This window comes from Chlamydia psittaci 6BC (assembly GCF_000204255.1).
Taxonomy (GTDB): Bacteria; Chlamydiota; Chlamydiia; order Chlamydiales; family Chlamydiaceae; genus Chlamydia; species Chlamydia psittaci.
Genome location: NC_017287.1, coordinates 712688 through 735529, shown reverse-complemented (window position 1 = coordinate 735529; position 22842 = coordinate 712688). Strand labels below are relative to the sequence as shown.

Sequence of the window (22842 nt, the reverse complement as noted above, 5' to 3'; positions counted from 1 at the left end):
ACCTTAATGAAGAAAAAACTCCGGAGGATGGGTTCGAACCAACGACCAATGGATTAACAGTCCACTGCTCTACCGCTGAGCTACTCCGGAACACTAAAAGAAAATAATTCTAAGTGAAATAGCAAAAAAGTCAATAGGTTTTCTGTATAAATATGTTTCTGAGTTGGAGTGAGGTAAATTCGAACAGCTGGAAGTAATGGAAAAAGGCTAAGAGGTTTATTGTTTTTTAATGAAAGAAGAGTTCTCTGACAAACTCGACGATTTCATCAGTGGATTTTTTTGACGTTGTTGTAGTTTCGCATTCTTCTTTTGGTGTGAAGATGGGGTAGGCAGAGCTGAAGTAGTTATGTGATTGCTTAGATAGAGTTTTGACAATATCACCGGGGATATTTACGTGGTAGAGAGTTTCCTCCACTGCTAGATACAGAATGGAGGTGAGTGCTGTAGCTAGGTTAGGAAGAGAGTGATGTTTGCTTATGTTGCTATGGAATTCCATGGAGGGCACAGCAAGATAGGGGATATCTTTGTTGTTTGATTTTATGCCATGAATGCGGGTATTTACGAACAAACAGCGTTTGATCAGCACAGGAATATCATCAAATCTTGATGAGAAGGAGTATGACGAAGATAGAGCGCGATTTTCTTGAGCTTCTGGAGTGAAGTTTTTCCATAACAACGACCAGTTTGTTTTTGAAGATGGGCTATCATATGGAAGTATAGTGAAGTTTGCTCCGTGGATTAGAAGATCTGAGATTTCTATTTTTTTCGACAAAAGCATAGAAATCAGAGAGAAGCGCAGGTTGACGTATTCGATTTCCATGGCATAGGGGAAACGTTCCGATGGCATGGGGTTATGAATACATACGTAACGGATTTTCATTCCTGAAGTTCTCGGGGAGACTCTTCCTACGGTGACTTGAGTATGTAATTTTGCAGATAACCAGTGCTCGACAATGCTTTCTTTACGAATCCAAAAGTAGGCAGCAATGCAGAATGCTAACAAAAATAAATTTTTTAGAAGTTTAAGCATGCAGATGAGATTGTGTTTATCTTAGTTTCTAACATAGATGAAGAAAGAAATATTACAAAATGAAAAAGGTCCCCCTTCTTCTTGAGATAGATGAAGGGAGACCTTGTAAGAATAGAGAAGAAGTTCTCTACATAGGGGATTAATAATCCATTCCTGCGCCTGGCATTGCTGGAACAGAAGAGGATTTCTCTTCAGGAATATCAGCAATTAAAGCTTCTGTTGTTAATAGAAGGCCAGCTACAGAAGCTGCGCTTTCTAAAGCACAACGTGTGACTTTAGTTGGGTCGAGAATTCCTGCTTCAATCATATCGGTGTAAGCATCGCGTAAAGCATCGTAGCCTTCGTTAGAAGAGCGAGAGAGCACTTGTTGGCAGATGATAGCACCTTCTTTACCAGCATTTGCTGCGATTTGTTTTAAAGGAGCGGATAATGCTTTAAGAACAATACGTGCTCCGATTTGTTCATCTTCATTTGTAAGAACAGGAATGAAAGCTTCTAAAGTAGGGATACAACGAACTAAAGCTGTACCACCACCAGGCAAGATTCCTTCTTCAACTGCAGCAAGAGTTGCATGTTGAGCGTCATCTACTCGGTCTTTTTTCTCTTTCATTTCAATTTCTGTAGCAGCTCCTACACGGATTACAGCTACGCCTCCAGAAAGTTTTGCTAAACGTTCTTGGAGTTTTTCTTTATCGTAGTCAGAAGTGCTGTCTTCGATTTGTTTTTTGATATTTTCGCATCGAGCTTCGATATCTTCTTTGTTTCCGAGACCTTCAACAATTGTTGTGTCTTCTTTAGAAACGATGACTTTCTTAGCTTTTCCTAGCATGGATAAAGTGGTGTTTTCAAGCTTCATACCAAGCTCTTCGCTGATAAGTTGGCCACCGGTTAAGATAGCAATGTCTTCTAACATAGCTTTTCTTCTATCACCAAATCCAGGAGCTTTAACTGCGCAGACTCTGAATCCTGCACGTAGTCTGTTGACTACTAAAGTAGCTAGAGCTTCGCCTTCGATATCTTCAGCAATAATTAATAGGGGACGTCCGGATTCTGCTACCTGTTGTAAAACTGGAAGGAAATCTTTAATTCCGGAAATTTTTTTGTCGTAGATAAGCACAAGAGCTTCTTCTAACACACATTCTTGTGTCTCAGGATTTGTAGAGAAGTAGCTAGAAAGGTATCCTCGGTTGAAATTCATACCTTCAACAACATCGAGAACAGTTTCGAAACCTTTAGCTTCCTCAACAGTAATGGAGCCATTTTTTCCAACTTTTTCCATGGCTTCGGCGATGAGATTACCAATTTCAGAATCGTTGTTAGCAGAAATGGTGGCTACTTGAGCTATTTCTTTATGATGTTGTACAGGTTTGCTAATTTTTTTGATTTGATCTACAACGACTTTTACAGCTTTATCAATTCCTCTCTTGAGGTCCATAGGATTGGCGCCTGCAGTCACATTTCTCAATCCTTCACTGTAGATAGCTTCAGCAAGAACAGTAGCTGTTGTAGTTCCGTCACCAGCTTTATCTGCAGTTTTGCTAGCGACTTCTTTAACCATTTGAGCTCCCATGTTCTCGTGTTTGTCTTCGAGCTCAATTTCTTTGGCGACAGTTACACCGTCTTTTGTAACTTGAGGAGAACCAAAGCTTTTATCGATAACCACATGGCGTCCTTTAGGACCTAAGGTTACCTTTACAGCTTCTGCAAGAGTTTTAACTCCCTTATGGATTTTTTTTCTGGCGTCTTCGTTATATTTAATATTTTTTGCTGCCATTGTTTTTTGTGCTCCTTAACTTTTTGCAATCTATAAATAATTATCAGTCTTAATTGAGAACTGCCATAACTTCGCTTTCTTGAACAATGACGTACTCCTCACCATCCATGGTAAGTTCTTGTCCCGCGTATTTATCTATTAAAACAGTGTCACCTACTTTAACTTCAAAAGGTAGGACTTGACCGTCTTTATCACGCTTCCCTGTTCCTAAGGCTAGCACTTGTGCTCGGTCTTGTTTTTTCTTTGCTGTATCAGGTAAAATGATGCCGCCGCGCGATGTAGAATCTTCTTCTTCTCTTTTCACTAAAATTCTATCGCCCAGGGGCTTAATCCTAAAGGTCGTTGCTTGATCTGACATATTGTAAGCTCCTTGTGTTTCATATTCTAAGAGACTTTGCCGTTTCTCGAAAACGATAACAAAGCCCCATGTTTTTGGCAATGATTTTAGCACTTAATAATATCAAGCGCCATTTTTTTAGTTGTTTCAAATTAAAGATGATAGCTCTTGAATTTTTCTCTCGATAAAACAAAAAGCCTTTTGGATTGGGTCAATTGTGCCCATGTCTAATCCTGATTTCTTTAAGATTTCTAAGGGGAAATCCGATCCACCACTTTTTAAAAAGTTCAGATACGAGTTCAGAGCGTTATCTTCGTTGTTAAGAATTTTTTCTAAAAAGCACAGGGCGGCTATAATCCCCGTTGCATATTGATATACGTAGAAATTGTAGTAGAAATGAGGAATTCTTGCCCATTCTATGTGAGAGAGGACATCAGATGTGATAATTTCTCCGTAAAACTCATTTTGTAAATTCTTGTAAGTTGAGGATAGGTATTCTTCAGTCAGAGGAATCCCTTGTTCTGCTGCGTGATGAATGTCGTATTCAAAAGAGGCGAATAATACCTGACGGAATAGTGTAGAGAAGATGGTATCCAAACATCTTGTCAGAATGGTGATTTTCTCTTCTTTTGAGTTGCTGTCCTTAAGCATGGAATCCATAAGAAGCATTTCATTTAAGGTAGAAGCAATTTCCGCAAGGAAAATAGGATATTGAGCGTCATGGAAAGGTTGATGTTTCCTACTAAAATACGAGTGCATACTGTGCCCCCCTTCGTGGGCAATTACAGATACATCATAAAGGGTTCCCGTATAGTTTAGGAGGATATAAGGATGGCTATCGTAACATCCTGAAGAATAGGCTCCAGAGCGTTTATTAAGATTTTCGTATTTATCTACCCAGCCTTGAGTTGTTAACCCCTGTTTTAAGATATCCGTGTATTCAGTTCCTAGAGGAGAAAGGCTAGTGTAGATAAGATCTACAGCTTCTTGGAACGCATATTTTTTCTCTTCAGACTGACTTAGGGGAGCATAAACATCATAAAAATGGAAATCTTTTAGATTTAAGCATTGTTGTTTAATGGAAAAGTACTTCGTGATCAGCGAAGAATTTTTCTTCACGATATCCATAAGGTTCGTGTACACGGTTGTCGGGATATTATTGTGGTACAACGCAGCTTCTAAGCATGAGTTATACCTTTTATTTTTTGCGTAAAATATATGTGCTTGGATTTTTCCATTAAGTAAGTCTGCAAAAGTATGTCGGTAACTGTGGTATCTTTCACATTGTGCTAGGTAGGCTGTTTTTCGTAATTCCCGATCTGTGGATTGCATATACAATGAAGCAAGTGCGTGAGAAAGAGGGTGGGAGTTACCTTCTGAGTCTGTAGCGTGTCCAAAGGGAATTTCCGAGTCACTTAAAGAAGAAAATGCCTTACTTGCTACTTCAAGAGGAGTAAAGGCAGAAGCAAGAATTTTTTCTTCTCCAGGAGTGCCTGTGTGTATAGATAGTCTAAAGATTTTCTCTAAATAGAATCTATAGGGAGCTAAACAAGGGGCCGATAAGTGCTGAGCAATTAGAGATTCAGATAAGCTGGTTAAAGCAGGTTGTACCCAAGAGGCTTCTTCGGCAAATAAGGTGCAGAGATGTGTGATAGATTTAAGATCTGCGATACCCTCTTGGTTTGTAATGTCCTGATCATGAACGAGATGGGCGTAAACATAGAGTTTGTCCAACTTTCTCTCAATAGAGAAGAGTGTAGTTAATAAGGATAGTAGAGACTCTGAATTTTCAAGTTGGTATTGCGATGCTTGAAGAGCAGGCCATGTAGGTGAGCCGTCTGTTTTTAATCCGAAAGAATCCAGGTCTGTTTCCCATGCTTCTCTATTTAGATATAAGGGACTGATATCCCAACAATCTTGAGGGGAAATTTCACTTCTTGGACGAACGTGTGGCTTGTTTAATTCTATGGTCATGACGGTCTATAGATTTTTGAAATAGTAAAAAGAACTTACTATAAATTAAGTTCTAAGAAAAAGCCAAGAACGATCACACACATTGCCGTAGATTAAAATGGATTGTCGGTATCAATAAATGTTGAGGGAATTTGTAAGTGTGTTTGTAAGTAATGAGCAAGAGCTTTTGGTCCTACTTTTTCTGTTGCGGTATGTCCAAAAGCTAGAAAGTGCAAATGATTTTCCATAGCCGTAGACCATGCGGGTTCATCAAAATTTCCCGTGATAAAGCAATCTACGTTGCAAAGAATAGCTTGAGATAGCTCTTTATATGCTCCTCCAGAAATCAGTGCTGCAGAAGAAATGATTTCTTTCCCACCAAGCGCTTGAGCTTTTATTGGAGATTGGTAGTAGGCGGACAAGTTTTCTATAAATAGTTTTATGGGCGTAGGAGAGAAGGAGCCTTGAACTCCAAGATGGGGAAGAAAGCTTCCGAAAGGTTGAAGATTGGTCCATTGCAAATCATGAGCTACCTTCCAGTTATTCCCGATAAGGGGATGAGCATCCAGGGGTAGGTGATAGGCGAGTAATTGTATGTCATGTTTGATCAAGTATTGTATTCGATCATAGAGCATGCCTGTGATGGGATAGGGCATGCCTTTCCAGAATAAGCCGTGATGTACAATCAAGACATTAGCTTCTATTTCAATAGCAGCCCGTATAGCGGGCAAATCTGCAGTTACTCCAACTGCTATCTTTTGAATATCAGAACCTGGGCTGCCTACTTGCAGTCCGTTAGGACAGTAATCAGGAAATGATTCCGGAGAGAGTAGGTCGTTTAAGTAGACTAGGAGATCAGCAACTTTCATGTAGGATAACAATAGTTAGGAGAATTCGTTTTTATTATTAATTCACAAATGAAAATTCCTGACAATCTTTACTAAGTGCTTTGGTCTAGAGTTTAAAATACAGTGTAGTGTGATTGGAGTTCTTAGATTTTTCAATCTATGATTATTCTTGTGTCTGTATTTTTAATGCTTTTGTTATTAAGGATTTACGTTATGAGATGAAGAGAAGTAATGGTTTAATTAAAAAAATAGAGATTTACTAATTAATTAATTATCCATAGACTGCTTCTGCCAATGCGTCAGGGCTTATTATTTAATCTGTTGTCCTCCCTGTACTCAAGAGAAAATTATTCTCGATAGTTAATTCTATAAGGGAGACGAATGACCTGTTTTAGTACTTTTTGTTGTTATTCTCCATCATCTTTAGTTGATGATAGTTCACATACTTGTAATTCACGGCGTTTATATCGGTGTGCTTTAGCGATCACTAACATTTGCTTTGCGATTCTTGCTCTTGTTTGCGCTGCTTTTATTGTTAGTGGAGCTTCTGAACTTATAGTGATTTTAGGTTTAGTGATTTCTTTAGTCCTTTGTGGAGTTCTCTTAGTAATTAATCTCTGTTGTTTTAGGAACTCTCATGTTGTCGTAGCGCATATCGTTGATTCAGAAATGGATGGGGTTGGTGGCTCCAATCAAAGAAGTGTAACAGGCTTAATTTCTGAGACCAATTTGATAGGAGATTCTCATGTTGTTGGAGACGTATTGGAAGAGGAGTTGCCTTTAGCTGTAGATAAAGTTGATGAAGAGTCTTTAGCTAGTGTTTCCGAGGTTGCGTCGGATTTTCATACTGCTGGAGAGGAGTCTATGGATGGGGAGTCAACGTCTATTTTAGATACTGCCTTTCAACTATCTTCTTCTAGTGTTGATGAGACCTTGATTAGAGAAGAAACAGATACAGCAGACTATAATTTAGGTTTGTTGTTTGACAATTCATTGACAGTAGATACAGAAACTACCCTTGATGCTGAGGGTTATGTAGGAGAAGAAACCCTAATTCCAGCTAGCTTTCACAGCGCAATTGGTAGAAATTACCCTGGAATGATTCATCAATTGTGTATTCAGGAGAATCTGACAATTCAAGAACTCCGCCTTCTTATAGAAGGAGTCAATCAAGGAAACTCTATTGAAAGTTACCCTAATAGCCTAAAAACAAAATTGCAGAATTTTTCCTTTTCCCAGCTACAAAGCGAATCTCTTGGTACTGGATTACGTCCTCTGGATGATGTTTTATTAAAAGAATGTCCTTTTTACTTTATCAATAGATTGATTGCCTTGGGAGATAGGACACTTCCTGAATCTCATGGATTATCTCCTGAAGTTTATTGGACAAGCCGTAGGGGATTTGCTCATACTTCTGATACAATCTTCACGCCTTTCATTTGGATTTTATCGCGCACAGTATCTAGAGAAGAATACCTCACGCTTCTTGAACATGCTGAGAATGAAACGTGGTCGCAAGTGCAGGATATCATTGTTACACTGCAACGTCGTATAATCGATAGTATAAGTAGCACATATCAACCAAGTTTCTCATTGAGAGTCTTTGATTTAAAATCGGAAGTAAATAAACCTAACTCTTTCCTTTACTTATGTAAACACGGAGTGAGTTGGGAGCAGTTACAGTTATTTACGAAATTAGATAGTCGTTCTATCGATTTTCTTTGCGAAATTGAATTGCAAAGTCGAGGGGGACATCTATGTAGAAATATGATGTCTACTTTCCCTTATACCCAAGCAGTGGAAACAAGCTTCGATCCTCATGTTACCCTATTTACATGGGATGAATGGATAGAAGACTATCAAGATAGCTCTAGTAGAAGTTTGAGATGGAGAACCCATGAATCCACAATCCAGTTGTTAAATCGTAGACGGGATGGGGGAGAGCCTTTACCAGAAGTCTCAGTGGATCATACTATGCTTTCCGGACAACCTTATTATGATTATGACATGAATACAGGAGCTAGAACGAGAACACATTAGTGTATTTACAATGCACTAAAAGAATTTTAGGAACGTACCCCTCAACTTGCTATGCAAACATCGAGTCAGAGGCTGGACAACAAGACTTTAGCTGAGGAGAAATTATCAATTTTCTCACTCTGAGACGACTGTTTTGTAAAACAATGTATTTTTATAATTCCGTAGTATTCCCTACTGTAGTTTATCTTAAATGGCTATGTAGTTAAGAGTCATTCAACTGTATTTTCAGAGTTAGATTTCCGTTATTCTAACCGGAAAATTCTGAGATTTATCCATTGTTTTTTGTTTCTAAAAATGCGTATATTTCCTCAGATTTATTTCATTCATTGGGTAGTATAGCGTGCATCCTTTACAATCACCTTCTCATTTAGGATCTAATGCTGCTTCGATATTAGTAATCAAAGAACGTAAGGCGCAGACGTGTATTGCGGATAGTTTACGTAAACATGCTTTTGCTATAGCGAATAGTGTTTTTCTTGCTTTAATTACTACTTTCGCAACTTTGATGATTTGTGGGTTAACTCAACCGTTAATTATCCTGGGTTTGGTCATCTCTATCATTCTTTTGGGTGTCTCTTGTGGGTTATTGATTTATCGTGGGGATAAGTTAAAGTTGAAACCTTCTATTCCGCAAGGTTTTGCTTCTATAATTCAACGTGAATTCCCTTCGGTTATTTATGATTTCGTGGTTCAGGGAAAGTTGTCTCTGCAAGAGTTGCGTGCAGTGATCTCGGGACTATCTTCTGGAAATTTTGTTTTCCCTTCACAGAAGTGTCAAGAAAAGGTAGAGAAGTTTGGTCTTAAGCGTTTACAAGCAGCTTGTCAGGGAATAGATCTTCCTGATTTAGAGAAGCTCTTATTAAAGAGTTGTCCTTTGTACTTTATGGGTAAGTTTATAGATTTGGGTTCTAGAGAGCTTCCTAATGCAGAGGGTATGGAACCTGAAGTGTATTGGGTATGTCGCACAGGATTATCTAGTTGCTTAGATACGGCTTTTCATCATTATCCTTGGCTTTTTTCTCGAGTAGTTTCTGAATCTGAATACCAAAGTTTATTAAATCATGCTCATAATAATACTTGGAATGAAGCGCAGCCTATAGTTGAAGGCATTCGTTCTCGACTTATCGCTGTTCTTCCACATGTGTTTGTTGATAGTTTTCATGTCGATCATAGTTGGGTGTCCTGTTGTTTAAATACCTACCAATGGGATTGGTTACTGTTCTTATGTAAACATGGTGTTTCTTGGGAGCAATTACAGTTACTTAAAGAGGTAGAATGTAGAGATATGGTCTTCCTTTCTTTATTCAATGAGGCAAATGGAGGCATGAATTTGGCACGCCTCATGCCTGTTACATACCCCTATATGCATCAAGAAGGCTCTGAGTTTGATTCTTCATTGGCTCTACTCACTTGGGACGAGTGGATTCACTATTATGAGGAGAACAAAGAAAGCCCTACATGGCATTTTTATGATCAGACCCTAGCATTCTTCAATAAGAGTAGTAGTCGAGAACTTGTAGAGAGACGCAGTCTCTCTCATATTCCTATTTATTCCTTAAATCGCACGACAGGAGAAAGGACGCTGAATTAGCATCTTTTTAACTTGGGTTGTATTTCTATATCTTAATAATATTTTCTTCTAATTTTCTTGCATTATTCATTTTTAGTTCTATCGAACAATAGATTTAGAGGGGACCGGTTTCTTTATTGTTTTTAATTTTGAATATAATTAAAAGCTTTTGGGCTCTGCTCTGTTTTTCAAAAATATAATCTAGGACATGTTATGAGTGGCGATAGTATCTCCCTAGATGGGCGTCTTCGGAGTGCTTGGATTTCTCTGAGTTTGAGAAGTAAAGAGCATTGCCCGTTAGATAAGTTATCTCACCATGCTGCGGCTATTACGAGTATAGTATATTCTGTCTTTAGTGGCGTTTTCGTGTTTTTACTTGCCTACGGATTTTCTCACCCCTTGATTATATTCGGCCTCGTCTTATCTTTGTGTATTGTCGGCATAACATCTGTTTTGGCATTGCGTCGTTTTTTGCATGAGTTACACCATCCTCTTCCTTCAGGATTTCGCCGCGTATTAGAGAAAAACTATCCTCGGGTTATTTGTGATTTAGTTTTTGATCATGCGCTTAATCTTAAAGAATTACGAGCTCTTCTCTTGTGTATGTCTTCGGGGAATTTTGATCTACTACCTGAGGAGTGTAAGGGGAGGGTGACAGCTGGTGATTTTGAGCGTTTACACATTGCTTGTCATGGGGTGCAGATTCCTGATTTAGAAACTCTATTATTAAGGAATTGTCCTTTATATTTCATAAATAAGTTTATCCAGCTTGGTCCTAGAGAACTGCCTGAAGCAGAACACATGGAGCCTGAGATCTATTGGGTGAATCGTGTGGGGTTGTCCGATGTGAACCTAACCGCTTTCCACCCTTGTGTTTGGTTATTAGCTCACATTGTTTCTCAGGAGGAATACATAACGTTATTAGAACATGCAAGACACTCTACTTGGAATAGCATTCAAGATCTTGTTAACGCGATACGTTTGAGGATGAACCATTCATTAGAGGGAATGACTGAAGATGAGAATTTTACGTCGTTATTGGCATGTCTGAATCAAGCTCCTGCGGCATGGTTGTTAGCATTTTGTAAACACGGAGTGTCTTGGGAACAATTGCAGTTATTTAAAGATGTAGATTGTGATTTATCACTTTTTCTTCACACATTCGATAAGTCACGAGTTAGTGGTGTGCTTATGGAGTTAATGCTTGTTGTTTCTCGCTACATTGATGAGGAGAACATCGAAAATTTCGATCCTAAAATTGCATTGCTTACTTTGACTGAGTGGATGAATTACTATTATCGAGATGATCAGCGTATGTATGGTCTCCATAAAGGAGCGCTGCAATTCTTTAACAAACGTAGTAGGCATATGTTACAACAACGTAACCTTTCACGAGAGCATCTCAATTACTATATGCTAAATAAAGATACAGGAGACAGATTTTTAAAGTGGATTTATTCAGAATAGGATTCTCTATAAATTCGCATTCATTCTCGCACAAAGAAAACAACGTATTATTGAACATAAGAATATGTGCTGGAGATTGTGCCAGTGAATCTTTGATAAATATACAAGGGCGTTTTTGTATTATTTGCATAAGGAAAACGGCTCTAAAGTTACTATCTCTCTAATCGGTTGGTGTAATTTATTTTTTTTTGCGATTTCAGCCTATAGAGCTCTCATCGATCTTCTTACAGATTCTTCAAAACTCCATGGTTTCATCACTAAGCAGATGGCATTTTGAGGTGTTTTTCGTGCAAAATATTTGGAGTTATTTTCTTCTACAAGTATGCAGGACTATCGCAAGTGAGAAGTGGCGATCCGCTAAGCTTCCCATGGTGTCTAAGAAAGACATGCTGCTGTATAGCCATAGTAGATAAAGTATGAGCAACACACTCTTTATCTCATATCTATAGGGAACAGTGATTGTGTTATCTGGATTTAGGTTTAGAGACTTATCCGTTAAATATAAAGGTTAAATCCTTATTTCAGAATCTTAGTGACCACCAAAATACATTTTCAGAAAAACAGATGGGGAATCATGTTTTAGATAAACTACAGATCGTGATGATAAGGATTTTCTTCCTAGACTTGCTTATAAAACTTGGGGAGAATGGAGACAAAGCAGTGGGATTTTATGATGTTTAGATTACAGGGAGAACTATCCGTATCTTGGATCTTTCTGTTAGAGAACATCCTCATTTGACCTCACAAAGACAATTATATTAGTATGATTTAGGCTGTGAGTTTTTGTGTGGAAATGCAGATATTTTCTAGCTAAAGGATAGAGAAAGGTAAAACAAATAGAGGTGTTGTGAAAGAAGATCCCTATTTAGAAGTAAAAAAACGGTTAGCTTTTGAAGCGGCACACTTGGTGGAGCCAGGCATGCTGTTGGGGTTAGGGAGTGGCTCGACATCTAGAGAATTTATCAAAGCTGTTGCTAACAAGCATAAGCAAGAAAATTTAGATATTCATGCTGTTGCTTCTTCAAAAGAGTCGTATTCTCTAGCCATGAGTTTAGGCATTCCTTTAGTTAATGACGAAGAGTTCACCGAAATAGATCTTGCTGTTGACGGTGCTGATGAAATCGATCCTCAATTGCGTATGATTAAAGGTGGAGGTGGAGCGCTCTTTCGTGAGAAGATCTTATTACAATCCAGTCGTCGACGGTTGATACTTGCAGATGAAAGTAAACATGTTCAGGTTTTAGGGAAATTTGGTCTTCCTATAGAAATTAGCCCTTTTGGTAGATCTTCTATTATTGCTACTTTGGAAAGTTTGGGGTATCTAGGGAAGTTAAGGAAACATCCTCATGGAGGATTTTTTATCACCAATAACGGAAATTATATTTACGATATTCATACTCCAAATGTATATCCTCATCCCGAGGAAGACCTGCTGAAGCTGCTACAAATTCATGGTATTATTGAAGTCGGGTTTGTTATAGCGAACGTTGAGGTATGGTTTGGTTATGCCAACGGTCAGATTGGTAAAAAGAACACCGGTAGAGTATGAGTATAGAAAAAGAGCTGCTCCAAGATACCCCTTTGGTTTTACTGAACTTTTATAAGTTAGTCAGCTTTTGTCATTATGCAGGAATAGTCTTAGGTACCGAAGAAAAAAAATTTGCGATATATGGGCATGTATCTATGGGGCAGGCTTTTCAAAATTCCGATCCTACGCATTTTGCCTTGTCAAGACCATTGACCCATGATTTACTAAATTTTGTTTTTTCAGGTTTTGATATTCATGTATTACGTGTTGTAATTAGTGATTACAAGGATAACATTTTTTATACGCGTATGTTTTTAGAGCAAAAACAAGGGGATTTCCTCTATGTCACCGATATTGATGCTCGTCCGAGCGATAGCATCCCTTTAGCGCTTACACATAAAGTTCCTATTCTTTGTGTGAAGTCGGTGTTTGATGCTGCTGTAGCTTATGAAGAATAGAAGAAAATCCCATGGTATCTTATGGCTAAAATTCCCTATGCTATTTTAGAGAAAGGTTCGTTATTATTAGCTTCTCCTGACACAGATCAGGGAGTATTTGCTCGTAGTGTAATTTTGTTATGTGAGCATAGCCTCAATGGTTCTTTTGGTCTCATTTTAAATAAGACATTGGGTTTAGAAATAGCTGACGATATTTTTACTGTTGATAAAGTATCCAATAACAACATCCGTTTTTGTATGGGAGGTCCCTTACAAGCGAATCAGATGATGCTTTTGCATTCCTGTTCAGAAATTCCCGAACAAACTTTGGAAATTTGCCCTTCTGTATATTTAGGAGGGGATCTATCTTTTTTACAAGAGATCGCTTCTAGTGAGACAGGACCTATGATCAACCTATGTTTTGGTTATAGTGGTTGGCAAGCAGGACAATTGGAAAGAGAATTCCTAGATGGGAATTGGTTTTTAGCTCCTGCAAGTTATGAATATGTATTTACCGATTGTCCTGAAAATCTTTGGTCTATGATTCTTAAAGATTTGGGAGGTAAGTATGCTTCACTGTCTACAGTTCCTGAGAATCTGTTGTTAAACTAGCTTATATTGTTTATTTACTGTTCTCTCAGTCTTTTCCTAGGTTTTAAAGTTGTCATGTTTCAAAATAACCCCGGACTTTCTTAGGGGGTTATATGTCAGTTATTGAAGAGTCAACCATGACTTACGCAGAAGCTTGTCGCTATTTTCCTGGAGGAGTCAATTCTCCGATACGTGCGTGTATTCCTGTGGGGATTGTTCCTACCATTGTCTCTAGTGCTTACCGCGATATTTTCATAGACAGTTTTGGTAAGACATTTATTGATTTTTGCGGGTCTTGGGGATCGTTAATACACGGTCATAGCCATCCAAAAATTTTAGATGTTATTTGTAATTCAGCACCTAAAGGCACCTCTTATGGTCTCACTTCAGAAAATGAGATTTCTCTAGCAGCTACCTTATTTTCCTGTTTAGAGTTAACGGACAATAAGGTGCGGTTTGTCTCATCTGGTACGGAAGCGACAATGACCGCTGTGCGTCTTGCTTGTGCAACTACAGGGCGTGCCATAATTATTAAATTTTTAGGATGCTATCATGGACATTCCGATGTTTTGTTAAACGGTATCTCCATAGATGAGAGCACTATACACCAGGTTCCTCATATTGTAGATACCTACTTTTCGGGAAATCCTTATTTGCCTCTGAATTTGATCTTGCCTTACAACGATTTGCAGATTTTCGAAGAAGTTATGCTTCAGGTGGGGGAACGCGTTGCCTGTGTCATTTTTGAACCTATAGCTATCAATATGGGGGTAATTCTCCCACAGCCTGGATTTATTGAGGGTGTTATCGCTACAAGTCGCAGGTTTTCAGCCCTAACGATTATGGATGAAGTGGTGACAGGATTTCGCATGGGAATTCGGGGTGTGCGCTCTATCATGGATGTAGATTCTGATATTACTGTGTATGGGAAAATCTTGGGAGGAGGTATGCCGGTAGCTGCATTCCTGGCGCACCAGAGGATTATGGATCATTTACTTCCTTTAGGAAAGGTATTTCAAGCAGGAACACTTTCTGGGAATCCTATTGCTATGGCTGTAGGAAAAGCTTCCATAGAGCTATGCCGTGAAGTAGATTTTTACCCTAAATTAGAGAACCTCGCACAAAGTTTCTTTGCTCCTATAGAAGAAGTCATTCGTAATCGAGGTTTCCCCGTATCTTTAGTGCGAGCCGGTTCGATGTTTTCATTTTTCTTTAGAGAAACACCCCCAAAAAATCTCAGTGAAGTGCAGGAATGTGATCAACACATGTTCGGAGTATTTTATCGTCATGTCTTTGCTCAGGGAGTGTATTTATCTCCAGCCTCCATGGAAGCGAGCTTTCTTTCTTCTGTACACAGTAAGGAAAATCTAGCCTATACTCAAAATGTGCTTATTGATAGTTTAGTGAAAACATTCGATAGCCTTTAAAATACAGGGGCTTCTCAAGATTTTGAGGATGTGGAGTATGGAGGCAAAAAAACGCGCTCGTATTTTCCAAATACTTTGTGTTTTTCCTTTGGAATTAGGCAGATGGATGGGGTTCACTTGTGCAGTGATAAAAAGCTTCTCATGGAAGAAGAGCTTATTTCGTTCTATAAGTATTCAGGGTTATGATATCGGCGTAGCTTCTTTACCAGTCGTGATGCTTACTGGCGCTGTAACAGGAATCGTTTTGGCTTTGCAGTCCTATTATCAATTGGGAATACATGGATTGTCCTGCGCTATAGGATTTTTCGTGGTAAAAAGTATTTTAGTGGAAATAGGTCCTGTTCTTACCGCTCTCGCCCTTTCTGGAAGAGTAGGAGGAGCAATTTCTGCTTTCTTAGGAACTATGCGCATGACCGAACAAGTGAGCGCAATGGAAACTTTAGGAGTAAATCCCTTAGAATACTTCGCTTTACCAAGAATCATTGCAGGCATTATGGCTATGCCTGCTTTGGTCATTGCTGCAGTTTGGTCAGGGATCTTTTGTGGATACTTACTGTGTCGTTATGCTTTTCAATTGTCAGCACAGGTATATTTGCACATGGTCTCTGGGAATGTATTCCTATCCGATATTGTGATGGTCATTGTGAAGTCTTTAGTATTCGGATTTATTATCACCTCTTTAGCTTGTTATCAGGGATTAGGGAAGCATTGCCGCATTACAGATGTTGCTAAGGTAACTACTGCGGGGGTTGTGACTTCATATATTTCTATTTTATTTGCTAATTGTGTGATTACAGCATTCTTTCATGTTCTAGGTTACTAGGGAGGGGTATGGTAGAGCCCTGGATTTCTGTAGATCGCATTTATAAGAGTTATTGCAATACCGAAGGTCAAGACCATACGGTATTGCAGGGGATTTCTTTGCAGGTATTTCCTGATGAGTTGTTGGTAATCCTTGGAAAATCCGGCACAGGGAAAAGTGTGCTTCTTCGGCATATTATAGGGTTAGAGGTTCCCGACTCTGGAGAAGTGCGCTATGCTAAAGAACTGACTCATAAAGGGCGTTTAAAAGATTTTACTATTGGTATGGTGTTTCAGGGAGGCGCTCTCTTTGATTTTCTCTCTGTTAGAGAAAATGTGGCTTTCGGTCTTCATGCCTATAATGAACGACATAAGGTATTTTCCCAACGAGAGATTAACGCTAAGGTAGATCAAGCTTTGTCTAATGTAGGATTAAGTTATGCTGCAGATTTTATGCCGAGTAAATTATCAGGAGGTATGGTAAAGCGAGTTGCCTTAGCTCGATCTTTAGTCTATTCTCCCAAGCTTGTCCTTTATGATGAGCCTACAGCAGGTTTAGATCCTATGACGAGTCGGGAAATGACACACTTAATCTTCCAATTGCGAAAAGAGCAAGGAATAGGAGGTATAGTCATCACTCATGATATTACATTAGCATTAGCGCTTGCAGATCGCATTGCTATCCATGATCAAGGAACTATACCCCGCATCTATACAAAGGAAGAATTTGTAAGAACAAACGATGCTTTGGTTAGGCAATTCTTTGCCGGTCATCAGCATGGTGAAATGCTGATTAAGGAGGGCTCTAATGTCTAAGGAAGATCGTAAATCCATATTTTTTGGAGTATTTCTTTGTGTAGGAATTCTAGGTTTATTTTCTGTCATGCTATTCACTCCCAAAAGTCGTGGAGATGGAAAACAGGAAATCCATGTAGCCTTTACTCACCTTAGTGGAGTCAGTAAAGGAATGAATGTGTGTCTAGCAGGTAAGATTATTGGTTCTGTAGCTTCTGTACACAATATCATGGATAAGGGAATTTCCCGAGATTCCGGACAATTGTATTGCTACGAACTCGTTTTGAAAATCGATTCGGGAATTGCTCTTTATAAAGATGATATTTTTGCTATGTATTCTCCTAAAATTATAGGCGAATCTATAGTGAATATTATTCCTGGAAAGATAAGAGATGAAAACAATCGTTTGTGCTCTCAGGATTTAGTCTACGGTAATAATATTGATCCTATTGAGAAATTGATACAGTTTGTTGATAAGGCAGACAAAGCCTTGGGGAAACTCGAAACAGAAACTACCCATATGTATGAAAAATTATCTTCCTTGGTTGATGACGAGCGAGACTCTTCATTAATCAAGCAGGCTCGGTTAGCAACAGAGTCTATACACAAAAGTGCTAACAGATTAGCGGATTGCTTAGATGGTGAGCGTATAGCCCGTCTCGATGGGCTAATGAGTGACTGTCGGGAGATCGCTAGTACCGTGAAAGATTACGGATTATTATATCAATACAACTCGCAATGGAAAAAACAGCAAAAAATAAAAGATAAGAAAAAACAATTGTTACAGAAGCAAGAAGTCGCTTTGGAAAATAGATAGATTTTTTGTTTTATCTATGTAATGAATACAATGTTTCAGAAGGGTATTAGGGCTGTTTTATGGACAAGATATCGGATGCAGTAAGCGAAGCTCTAGAAAAGGCTTTTGAGCTCGCTAAATCACAAAAAAATCCTTACGTAAGCGAAAATCATTTTCTTAAATGTCTATTAGAAAATACTGAGTCACTATTTTATTTAATTATTAAAGAAATTCAAAGCAATCCTAAATTGCTTATTTCTGCAGTCGATAAGGCTCTATCGTTAGAACCTTCAGTTGTTGAAGGAGACTCTATGCCGAAACCTTCTCGAGGGCTGCAAAGTCTACTTTTAGATGCCAAACATGAGGCAAAAGATCTCGGAGATACTTACCTTTCCGGAGATCATGTATTATTAGCTTTTTGGAAATCCAACAAGGAGCCTTTTGCTTCTTGGAAAAACACGGTAAAAATATCCTTAGACGATCTTAAGAAACTCATTATTAATATAAGGCGTGGCAATCGTATGGACTCTCCTAGTGCGGAAAATAATCTCCGAGGCCTAGAAAAGTATTGTAAGAACTTAACTTCATTAGCGAAAGAAGGAAAGCTGGATCCTGTAATTGGTAGGGATGAAGAAATCCGTCGTACAGTTCAAGTGTTATCACGAAGAACTAAGAATAACCCCATGCTCATAGGGGAACCAGGAGTTGGGAAAACTGCCATAGCGGAAGGCTTGGCGTTACGCATAGTTCAAGGCGATATTCCTGAAAGTTTAAAAGGTAAACAGCTCTATGTTTTAGATATGGGAGCGTTAATCGCAGGAGCAAAATATCGCGGGGAATTTGAAGAACGCTTAAAAAGTGTGCTTAAAGATGTAGAATCCGTTGATGGGGAAAGCATTTTATTTATTGATGAGGTGCATACTCTCGTAGGTGCTGGAGCTACCGATGGAGCTATGGATGCTGCAAATTTATTAAAACCGGCGTTAGCACGCGGAACTTTGCATTGCATTGGTGCGACTACTCTTAATGAATATCAAAAGTATATTGAAAAAGATGCCGCTTTAGAACGGCGTTTCCAACCTATTTTTGTAACAGAGCCTTCTTTAGAAGATGCTGTGTTTATTCTTCGTGGTCTTCGTGAGAAGTATGAAATTTTCCATGGCGTACGTATTACCGAGGGAGCATTAAATGCTGCCGTTCTTCTTTCTTATAGATACATTCCTGATCGTTTTCTCCCTGATAAAGCGATCGATCTTATTGATGAAGCTGCCAGTTTAATTCGTATGCAAATTGGTAGTTTACCTCTACCTATCGATGAAAAAGAACGCGAGCTCGCAGCATTGATTGTTAAACAAGAAGCTATAAAACGCGAAAAAGCTCCCGCCTATCAAGAAGAGGCTGAAGCTATGCAACAGTCTATAGATCAGCTTAAAGAAGAACTTTCAGTCTTGCGACTACGTTGGGATGAGGAAAAAAAACTGATTTCCGGTCTTAAAGAAAAAAAGAATTCTTTAGAAAATATGAAATTTTCTGAAGAAGAAGCAGAACGTATTGCCGATTACAATCGCGTTGCGGAGTTACGCTACAGCTTGATTCCTGCTCTTGAAGAAGAAATCCGTAATGATGAAGAAGCATTAAATCAAAGAGATAATCGTTTGCTTCAAGAAGAGGTAGACGAACGTCTTATTGCTCAAGTAGTAGCAAATTGGACAGGAATTCCTGTGCAAAAAATGTTAGAAGGTGAAGCAGAAAAACTTCTTGTTTTAGAAGAATCATTGGAAGAACGTGTTGTTGGTCAACCGTTTGCTATTGCTGCGGTAAGCGATTCTATACGTGCTGCACGTGTTGGGCTGAGTGATCCTCAACGGCCTTTGGGGGTATTCCTATTTTTAGGCCCTACAGGAGTCGGAAAAACAGAGCTTGCTAAAGCCCTCGCGGATCTTTTGTTTAATAAAGAAGAAGCGATGGTACGCTTCGATATGACTGAGTATATGGAAAAGCATTCCGTGTCCAAGTTGATCGGATCGCCTCCAGGTTATGTAGGTTATGAAGAAGGCGGAAGCCTTTCCGAAGCTTTACGTCGAAGACCGTATTCTGTTGTCCTCTTCGATGAAATCGAAAAAGCTGATAGGGAAGTTTTCAATATTCTTTTACAGATTTTTGATGAGGGGATTCTTACAGATAGTAAGAAACGTAAGGTAAATTGCAAAAATGCTTTATTCATTATGACCTCGAATATAGGTTCTCAAGAACTCGCCGATTACTGCGCGAAAAAGGGGAGTGAGGTAAGTAAGGATACTGTGTTGTCGGTAGTTGCTCCGACATTACGGAAATACTTCAGTCCTGAGTTCATCAATCGTATTGATGATATTCTTCCTTTTATTCCTTTAAGTACTGAGGATATTGTAAAAATCGTCGGCATTCAGATGCGTAGGGTTGCCCAACGCATGTTAGAAAGACGTGTAACGTTAACTTGGGATGATTCTGTCATACTATATCTCAGTGAGCAGGGGTATGACAGTGCTTTCGGAGCACGACCCTTAAAACGGTTAATTCAGCAAAAGGTAGTTACACTATTATCGAAGGCTTTACTTAAAGGTGATATTAAACCAGACACTTCTATAGAGTTAACTATGTCCAAAGATGTCATACTTTTCAAAAAAGTTAGTGGTTAATTTTCAAGAAGTACGCTCTTCAAGATTCCCCTTGATTGTGACAACGAGTTTTTTCGTGTTGTAAAGAGATCCTTAGCCTAACAGGCTGAGGAGGCCCTACCCCGTGAGAGCGGGGTAGGAGAGGTGGATGAGATTAGAACTGGATCTTGGATCCGAGATCTACGTTATAGGTTCGAGAAGAGCCCCTGAGTTCGAAACCGAACTGGCTGAACAATTCTATGTTGTGACTTAAAGACAAATAATTTCCTGCTTGTAGTATGAAAGCACTTCGAGCGAGGTTATTAGCTTTAGTTACCCAGACGGCAGAGGTTGGGCTCACTAACAGAGAAGTGGTACAGTCAGGGTTGCTTCTTACGATATCTGGAGCATACGCAGCAGTGAGATGATAAGAAGCAGTATCATTATGAGCGAATCTCTCTAGTTTCACACCGATAGGCATAGACAGGTTGGTGAGATTGCTACTTTCGAAATATCTTCCCTGATCACTATTGTTTTCCTTAAAGTCATCTTGGTGCGCATGCACAAGTTGCAACTTCAAGAAAGGTGAATACATATCGAATATGAGAGAAGATTCTGTTTGGATAGGCACAGTTGCCCCAAGCTCGACTCCGAAACAATCGTTACCCCAATCACCCTTGATTTCTGAATACGTTGTTGTAAGAGGAGCGTAGGTAGTTGTCATGTTTGTTTTCATGTCATTTGAAGCATGACAATAAGTTAACTGTGCGTTAAGGACTAACGGAGCTTCCGCACCGATAGTGTTTTGTAGCAGATTCTGCCAAGCATTCCAGTAAGAGATGTGTTGATAATATAGGGAACCTGCATAAATATTGGCGTTGTTTTTCGACACTAAATAGTCTTTGTCCTTTCCGAAGAGCTGGCAGAAAGCTGCACTGAAAATATCATCAGAAGGAGTTTTTGCGTAGACGCCTAAAGCGTATCCGGCGCTATTGTGACGGAACTTGCGTTTAGTATCAGAACCACTTTTGTGTAGGAAGTTGGCTAGACCGGATACCCAGAATCCTCTATGGTAATCAGCACCATTGACGCTGAGATCCATTAAGTTTTGTATGGCACGGATATCCGAGAAGGAACCCCAAAGAGTGTTAGGAACCAAAGGTCCTTGACGTTCTGGGTTAGGGGAGTAGCCAGTTTGTTCCCAAGTTAGAGTGGCTGTTTGTTTCGTTGTTTCGTTGTTCCAAGTTACTGTCCAATTTCCTTGATAACCGTAATGAGTAGGAGGGGTATAGTTTTCTAGATTGGTTGTGGGTGCAGTAACTGTACTAGTGTTAGTTGTAGCTACTATTGCTGTGAAAGGTTGAGACGTAGCAAGAATGGGATATTCGTAAGCATTACCGTCAGTATCGACTAGATTGACAGCACTGATTGTAACTGTTTTATTTGAGGTTTGTGATGTGACTTTAGCAGGATCTGGAGCAACCCCCCCCCCCCCCAACGAGGCGATGTTGATATCCAAATTAGTTAGAGTAATGGATTCTCCACCTGAGGGAGGCGTCTGTAACGTAGTTCCTAAATCCATGACAACAGTGCCTGCTGTCTGTGTGACTTGTTTTGCTTCTAAAGTGACACCATCCTTAAGGACTAAAGAACCGGAACCAATTTTCAAGGGTTGTTTGAAATATGATTGTAGATTGGCCGGAACCTTTTTCTCTTCATCGGATAGCCTTTCTCCTGAGAAAACTATCTTGCCTGTATAATTAGTGCGGCTTTCAGCTTTATTTAGCTCTATTGGGTCGCTAGTATCACCTTGATTAGCGATGGGGTCATAGAAGAAAATCCCGAAGCCATCTTTAGCTCTTAAATTGGTAAATTTCCCAGCAGAACCAAGATCAATGGAATTTCTTGTTACTGAACTATCACTAGTTTTAATGATTTTGTTTCCATCGAAGGTAATATCCCCGAGATCAGCGGTTAGGTTACACTCACTGCTGGTATCATCTAAACAAATAGCTCCGCCTTTAGGTGTCGAATCATGGGACACAGAGTTATTAGAAAATAACGTAGGCCCACCGGAAGTTATGGTGAGTTTTTGAGTAAATATAGCCCCGCCTTTGGTGTTAGAAGAGTTCTCTGAGAAAACGAGGTTCTGATTATTTTCTATTTTTAATTCTGTGGTACCACTGCTTGCTTTACAGTAAATGACGCCACCTTCTGTTTGCGAACAGTTTTTATGGAAGACAAGACTAGAGTTATCTTTGATAGTGGTATTCCCTAAAGTTTTAATAGCTCCGTAACCGGTTGTGCCCGGAGGACAATAAGCACATGAAAATAATGAAAATCCTGAGACGTCTAAGGTTTTCTCGTTACTACTAACATTAATGGCTCCTGGGTTACTGGCTTTAGTAGTAATATTATCAAAACACAAGGTATAACCATTTCCTACGAAGGCAAGGTTACCAGCAGTATCAGTAAAGCAACTATTGGTTAAGCCATCTCCGCCTAACCCCGCATAGGAAATACATATATTCCCTGTACACGTGTATGTTGTCCCTTCAGATTTGGAGGTTTCTTTAGGTTCAAATTCTTTATCCCCAGCCGTCTTCCCATTATAGCTATCAGCAGAGGTTAAGGTTTTTTGCTCTGCGTCAGCAAAACATAATGAGTTCGAGACAAGTAGGCTCGAGGATATTAAGAACCAGTAGACTGGATGTTTCATAAATTCATGCTTTGGGTGATTTGAGATATCCCAAACCGATCATAAAAATAATTAAAAGTCAAGGGTGTTGGCAAGAGTAGAAAGAGGGAGGCCCTA

17 protein-coding genes and 1 tRNA gene are annotated in these 22842 nt (G+C 39.2%); 11 read left to right on the top strand and 7 right to left on the bottom strand.

What is annotated here, in order from left to right; translation table 11 throughout:
* Nucleotides 1-18 precede the first annotated feature (18 nt).
* From G5O_RS08360 to G5O_RS08335, 6 genes are all read right to left on the bottom strand, one after another.
* Nucleotides 19-90, bottom strand: a tRNA-Asn gene (locus G5O_RS08360).
* 136 nt (nucleotides 91-226) lie between these two features.
* Nucleotides 227-1030 carry an AsmA family protein gene (locus G5O_RS08355; protein WP_006343312.1) on the bottom strand — a complete coding sequence of 268 codons (804 nt, stop codon included), beginning with the start codon at nucleotides 1028-1030 and terminating at the stop codon, nucleotides 227-229.
* 139 nt (nucleotides 1031-1169) lie between these two features.
* Nucleotides 1170-2804, bottom strand: coding sequence for a chaperonin GroEL (gene groL / locus G5O_RS08350; protein ID WP_006343311.1), 1635 nt, complete (start codon nucleotides 2802-2804; stop codon nucleotides 1170-1172).
* A 49-nt stretch (nucleotides 2805-2853) separates the two neighbouring features.
* Nucleotides 2854-3162, bottom strand: a complete 309-nt coding sequence (locus tag G5O_RS08345; protein WP_006343310.1) for a co-chaperone GroES — start codon at nucleotides 3160-3162, stop codon at nucleotides 2854-2856.
* Nucleotides 3163-3288: 126 nt separating this feature from the next.
* Nucleotides 3289-5115, bottom strand: coding sequence for an oligoendopeptidase F (gene pepF / locus G5O_RS08340; RefSeq protein ID WP_006343309.1), 1827 nt, complete (start codon nucleotides 5113-5115; stop codon nucleotides 3289-3291).
* Nucleotides 5116-5207: 92 nt separating this feature from the next.
* Nucleotides 5208-5963, bottom strand: a complete 756-nt coding sequence (locus tag G5O_RS08335; RefSeq protein WP_006343308.1) for a Nif3-like dinuclear metal center hexameric protein — start codon at nucleotides 5961-5963, stop codon at nucleotides 5208-5210.
* 360 nt (nucleotides 5964-6323) lie between these two features.
* Between G5O_RS08335 and G5O_RS08330 the strand changes: the two genes are divergently transcribed.
* From G5O_RS08330 to G5O_RS08275, 11 genes are all read left to right on the top strand, one after another.
* Nucleotides 6324-7982, top strand: coding sequence for a DUF1389 domain-containing protein (locus G5O_RS08330; protein WP_006343307.1), 1659 nt, complete (start codon nucleotides 6324-6326; stop codon nucleotides 7980-7982).
* 340 nt (nucleotides 7983-8322) lie between these two features.
* A complete protein-coding gene (locus G5O_RS08325; protein ID WP_006343306.1) occupies nucleotides 8323-9573 on the top strand; it encodes a DUF1389 domain-containing protein in 1251 nt (416 codons plus the stop codon).
* 192 nt (nucleotides 9574-9765) lie between these two features.
* On the top strand, nucleotides 9766-11019 hold the full coding sequence (locus G5O_RS08320; protein WP_006343305.1) for a DUF1389 domain-containing protein: 1254 nt from the start codon (nucleotides 9766-9768) through the stop codon (nucleotides 11017-11019).
* A gap of 847 nt (nucleotides 11020-11866) precedes the next feature.
* Nucleotides 11867-12568, top strand: a complete 702-nt coding sequence (gene rpiA / locus G5O_RS08310; RefSeq protein ID WP_006343303.1) for a ribose 5-phosphate isomerase A — start codon at nucleotides 11867-11869, stop codon at nucleotides 12566-12568.
* A complete protein-coding gene (locus tag G5O_RS08305) occupies nucleotides 12565-13005 on the top strand; it encodes a bifunctional nuclease family protein (protein WP_006343302.1) in 441 nt (146 codons plus the stop codon). The genes rpiA and G5O_RS08305 overlap by 4 nt, the downstream gene beginning before the upstream one ends.
* Nucleotides 13006-13026: 21 nt before the next feature.
* On the top strand, nucleotides 13027-13596 hold the full coding sequence (locus G5O_RS08300; protein ID WP_006343301.1) for a YqgE/AlgH family protein: 570 nt from the start codon (nucleotides 13027-13029) through the stop codon (nucleotides 13594-13596).
* Between the two features lie 92 nt (nucleotides 13597-13688).
* Nucleotides 13689-15002, top strand: a complete 1314-nt coding sequence (locus G5O_RS08295) for an aspartate aminotransferase family protein (RefSeq protein WP_006343300.1) — start codon at nucleotides 13689-13691, stop codon at nucleotides 15000-15002.
* 37 nt (nucleotides 15003-15039) lie between these two features.
* Complete coding sequence (locus G5O_RS08290; protein WP_006343299.1) at nucleotides 15040-15825, top strand: MlaE family ABC transporter permease; 786 nt, start codon at nucleotides 15040-15042, stop codon at nucleotides 15823-15825.
* Nucleotides 15826-15833: 8 nt separating this feature from the next.
* Nucleotides 15834-16619: an ABC transporter ATP-binding protein gene (locus G5O_RS08285; protein WP_006343298.1), complete on the top strand. Its 786-nt coding sequence runs from the start codon at nucleotides 15834-15836 to the stop codon at nucleotides 16617-16619.
* The gene (locus tag G5O_RS08280) at nucleotides 16612-17415 is read left to right on the top strand and encodes an MlaD family protein (protein ID WP_006343297.1); all 804 of its coding nucleotides are present in this window, start codon (nucleotides 16612-16614) and stop codon (nucleotides 17413-17415) included. Before G5O_RS08285 ends, G5O_RS08280 begins: the two co-directional genes overlap by 8 nt.
* 59 nt (nucleotides 17416-17474) lie before the next feature.
* Nucleotides 17475-20069, top strand: a complete 2595-nt coding sequence (locus G5O_RS08275) for an ATP-dependent Clp protease ATP-binding subunit (RefSeq protein WP_006343296.1) — start codon at nucleotides 17475-17477, stop codon at nucleotides 20067-20069.
* A 133-nt stretch (nucleotides 20070-20202) separates the two neighbouring features.
* Here the strand turns inward: G5O_RS08275 and G5O_RS08270 are convergent, their stop codons facing one another.
* Nucleotides 20203-22746, bottom strand: a complete 2544-nt coding sequence (locus tag G5O_RS08270) for an autotransporter domain-containing protein (RefSeq protein WP_014518399.1) — start codon at nucleotides 22744-22746, stop codon at nucleotides 20203-20205.
* Between the last annotated feature and the right edge of the window lie 96 nt (nucleotides 22747-22842).

Excerpts from the sequence above, each read along its gene's own strand:
- G5O_RS08285 (WP_006343298.1), top strand. The coding sequence starts at position 15,834 with ATGGTAGAGCCCTGGATTTCTGTAGATCGCATTTATAAGAGTTATTGC.
- G5O_RS08345 (WP_006343310.1), bottom strand. The coding sequence starts at position 3,162 with ATGTCAGATCAAGCAACGACCTTTAGGATTAAGCCCCTGGGCGATAGA.
- G5O_RS08335 (WP_006343308.1), bottom strand. The coding sequence starts at position 5,963 with ATGAAAGTTGCTGATCTCCTAGTCTACTTAAACGACCTACTCTCTCCG.
- G5O_RS08280 (WP_006343297.1), top strand. The coding sequence starts at position 16,612 with ATGTCTAAGGAAGATCGTAAATCCATATTTTTTGGAGTATTTCTTTGT.
- G5O_RS08305 (WP_006343302.1), top strand. The coding sequence starts at position 12,565 with ATGAGTATAGAAAAAGAGCTGCTCCAAGATACCCCTTTGGTTTTACTG.
- G5O_RS08275 (WP_006343296.1), top strand. The coding sequence starts at position 17,475 with ATGGACAAGATATCGGATGCAGTAAGCGAAGCTCTAGAAAAGGCTTTT.
- G5O_RS08290 (WP_006343299.1), top strand. The coding sequence starts at position 15,040 with ATGGAGGCAAAAAAACGCGCTCGTATTTTCCAAATACTTTGTGTTTTT.
- G5O_RS08300 (WP_006343301.1), top strand. The coding sequence starts at position 13,027 with ATGGCTAAAATTCCCTATGCTATTTTAGAGAAAGGTTCGTTATTATTA.
- G5O_RS08320 (WP_006343305.1), top strand. The coding sequence starts at position 9,766 with ATGAGTGGCGATAGTATCTCCCTAGATGGGCGTCTTCGGAGTGCTTGG.
- G5O_RS08355 (WP_006343312.1), bottom strand. The coding sequence starts at position 1,030 with ATGCTTAAACTTCTAAAAAATTTATTTTTGTTAGCATTCTGCATTGCT.
- pepF (WP_006343309.1), bottom strand. The coding sequence starts at position 5,115 with ATGACCATAGAATTAAACAAGCCACACGTTCGTCCAAGAAGTGAAATT.
- G5O_RS08330 (WP_006343307.1), top strand. The coding sequence starts at position 6,324 with ATGACCTGTTTTAGTACTTTTTGTTGTTATTCTCCATCATCTTTAGTT.
- G5O_RS08295 (WP_006343300.1), top strand. The coding sequence starts at position 13,689 with ATGTCAGTTATTGAAGAGTCAACCATGACTTACGCAGAAGCTTGTCGC.
- groL (WP_006343311.1), bottom strand. The coding sequence starts at position 2,804 with ATGGCAGCAAAAAATATTAAATATAACGAAGACGCCAGAAAAAAAATC.
- G5O_RS08270 (WP_014518399.1), bottom strand. The coding sequence starts at position 22,746 with ATGAAACATCCAGTCTACTGGTTCTTAATATCCTCGAGCCTACTTGTC.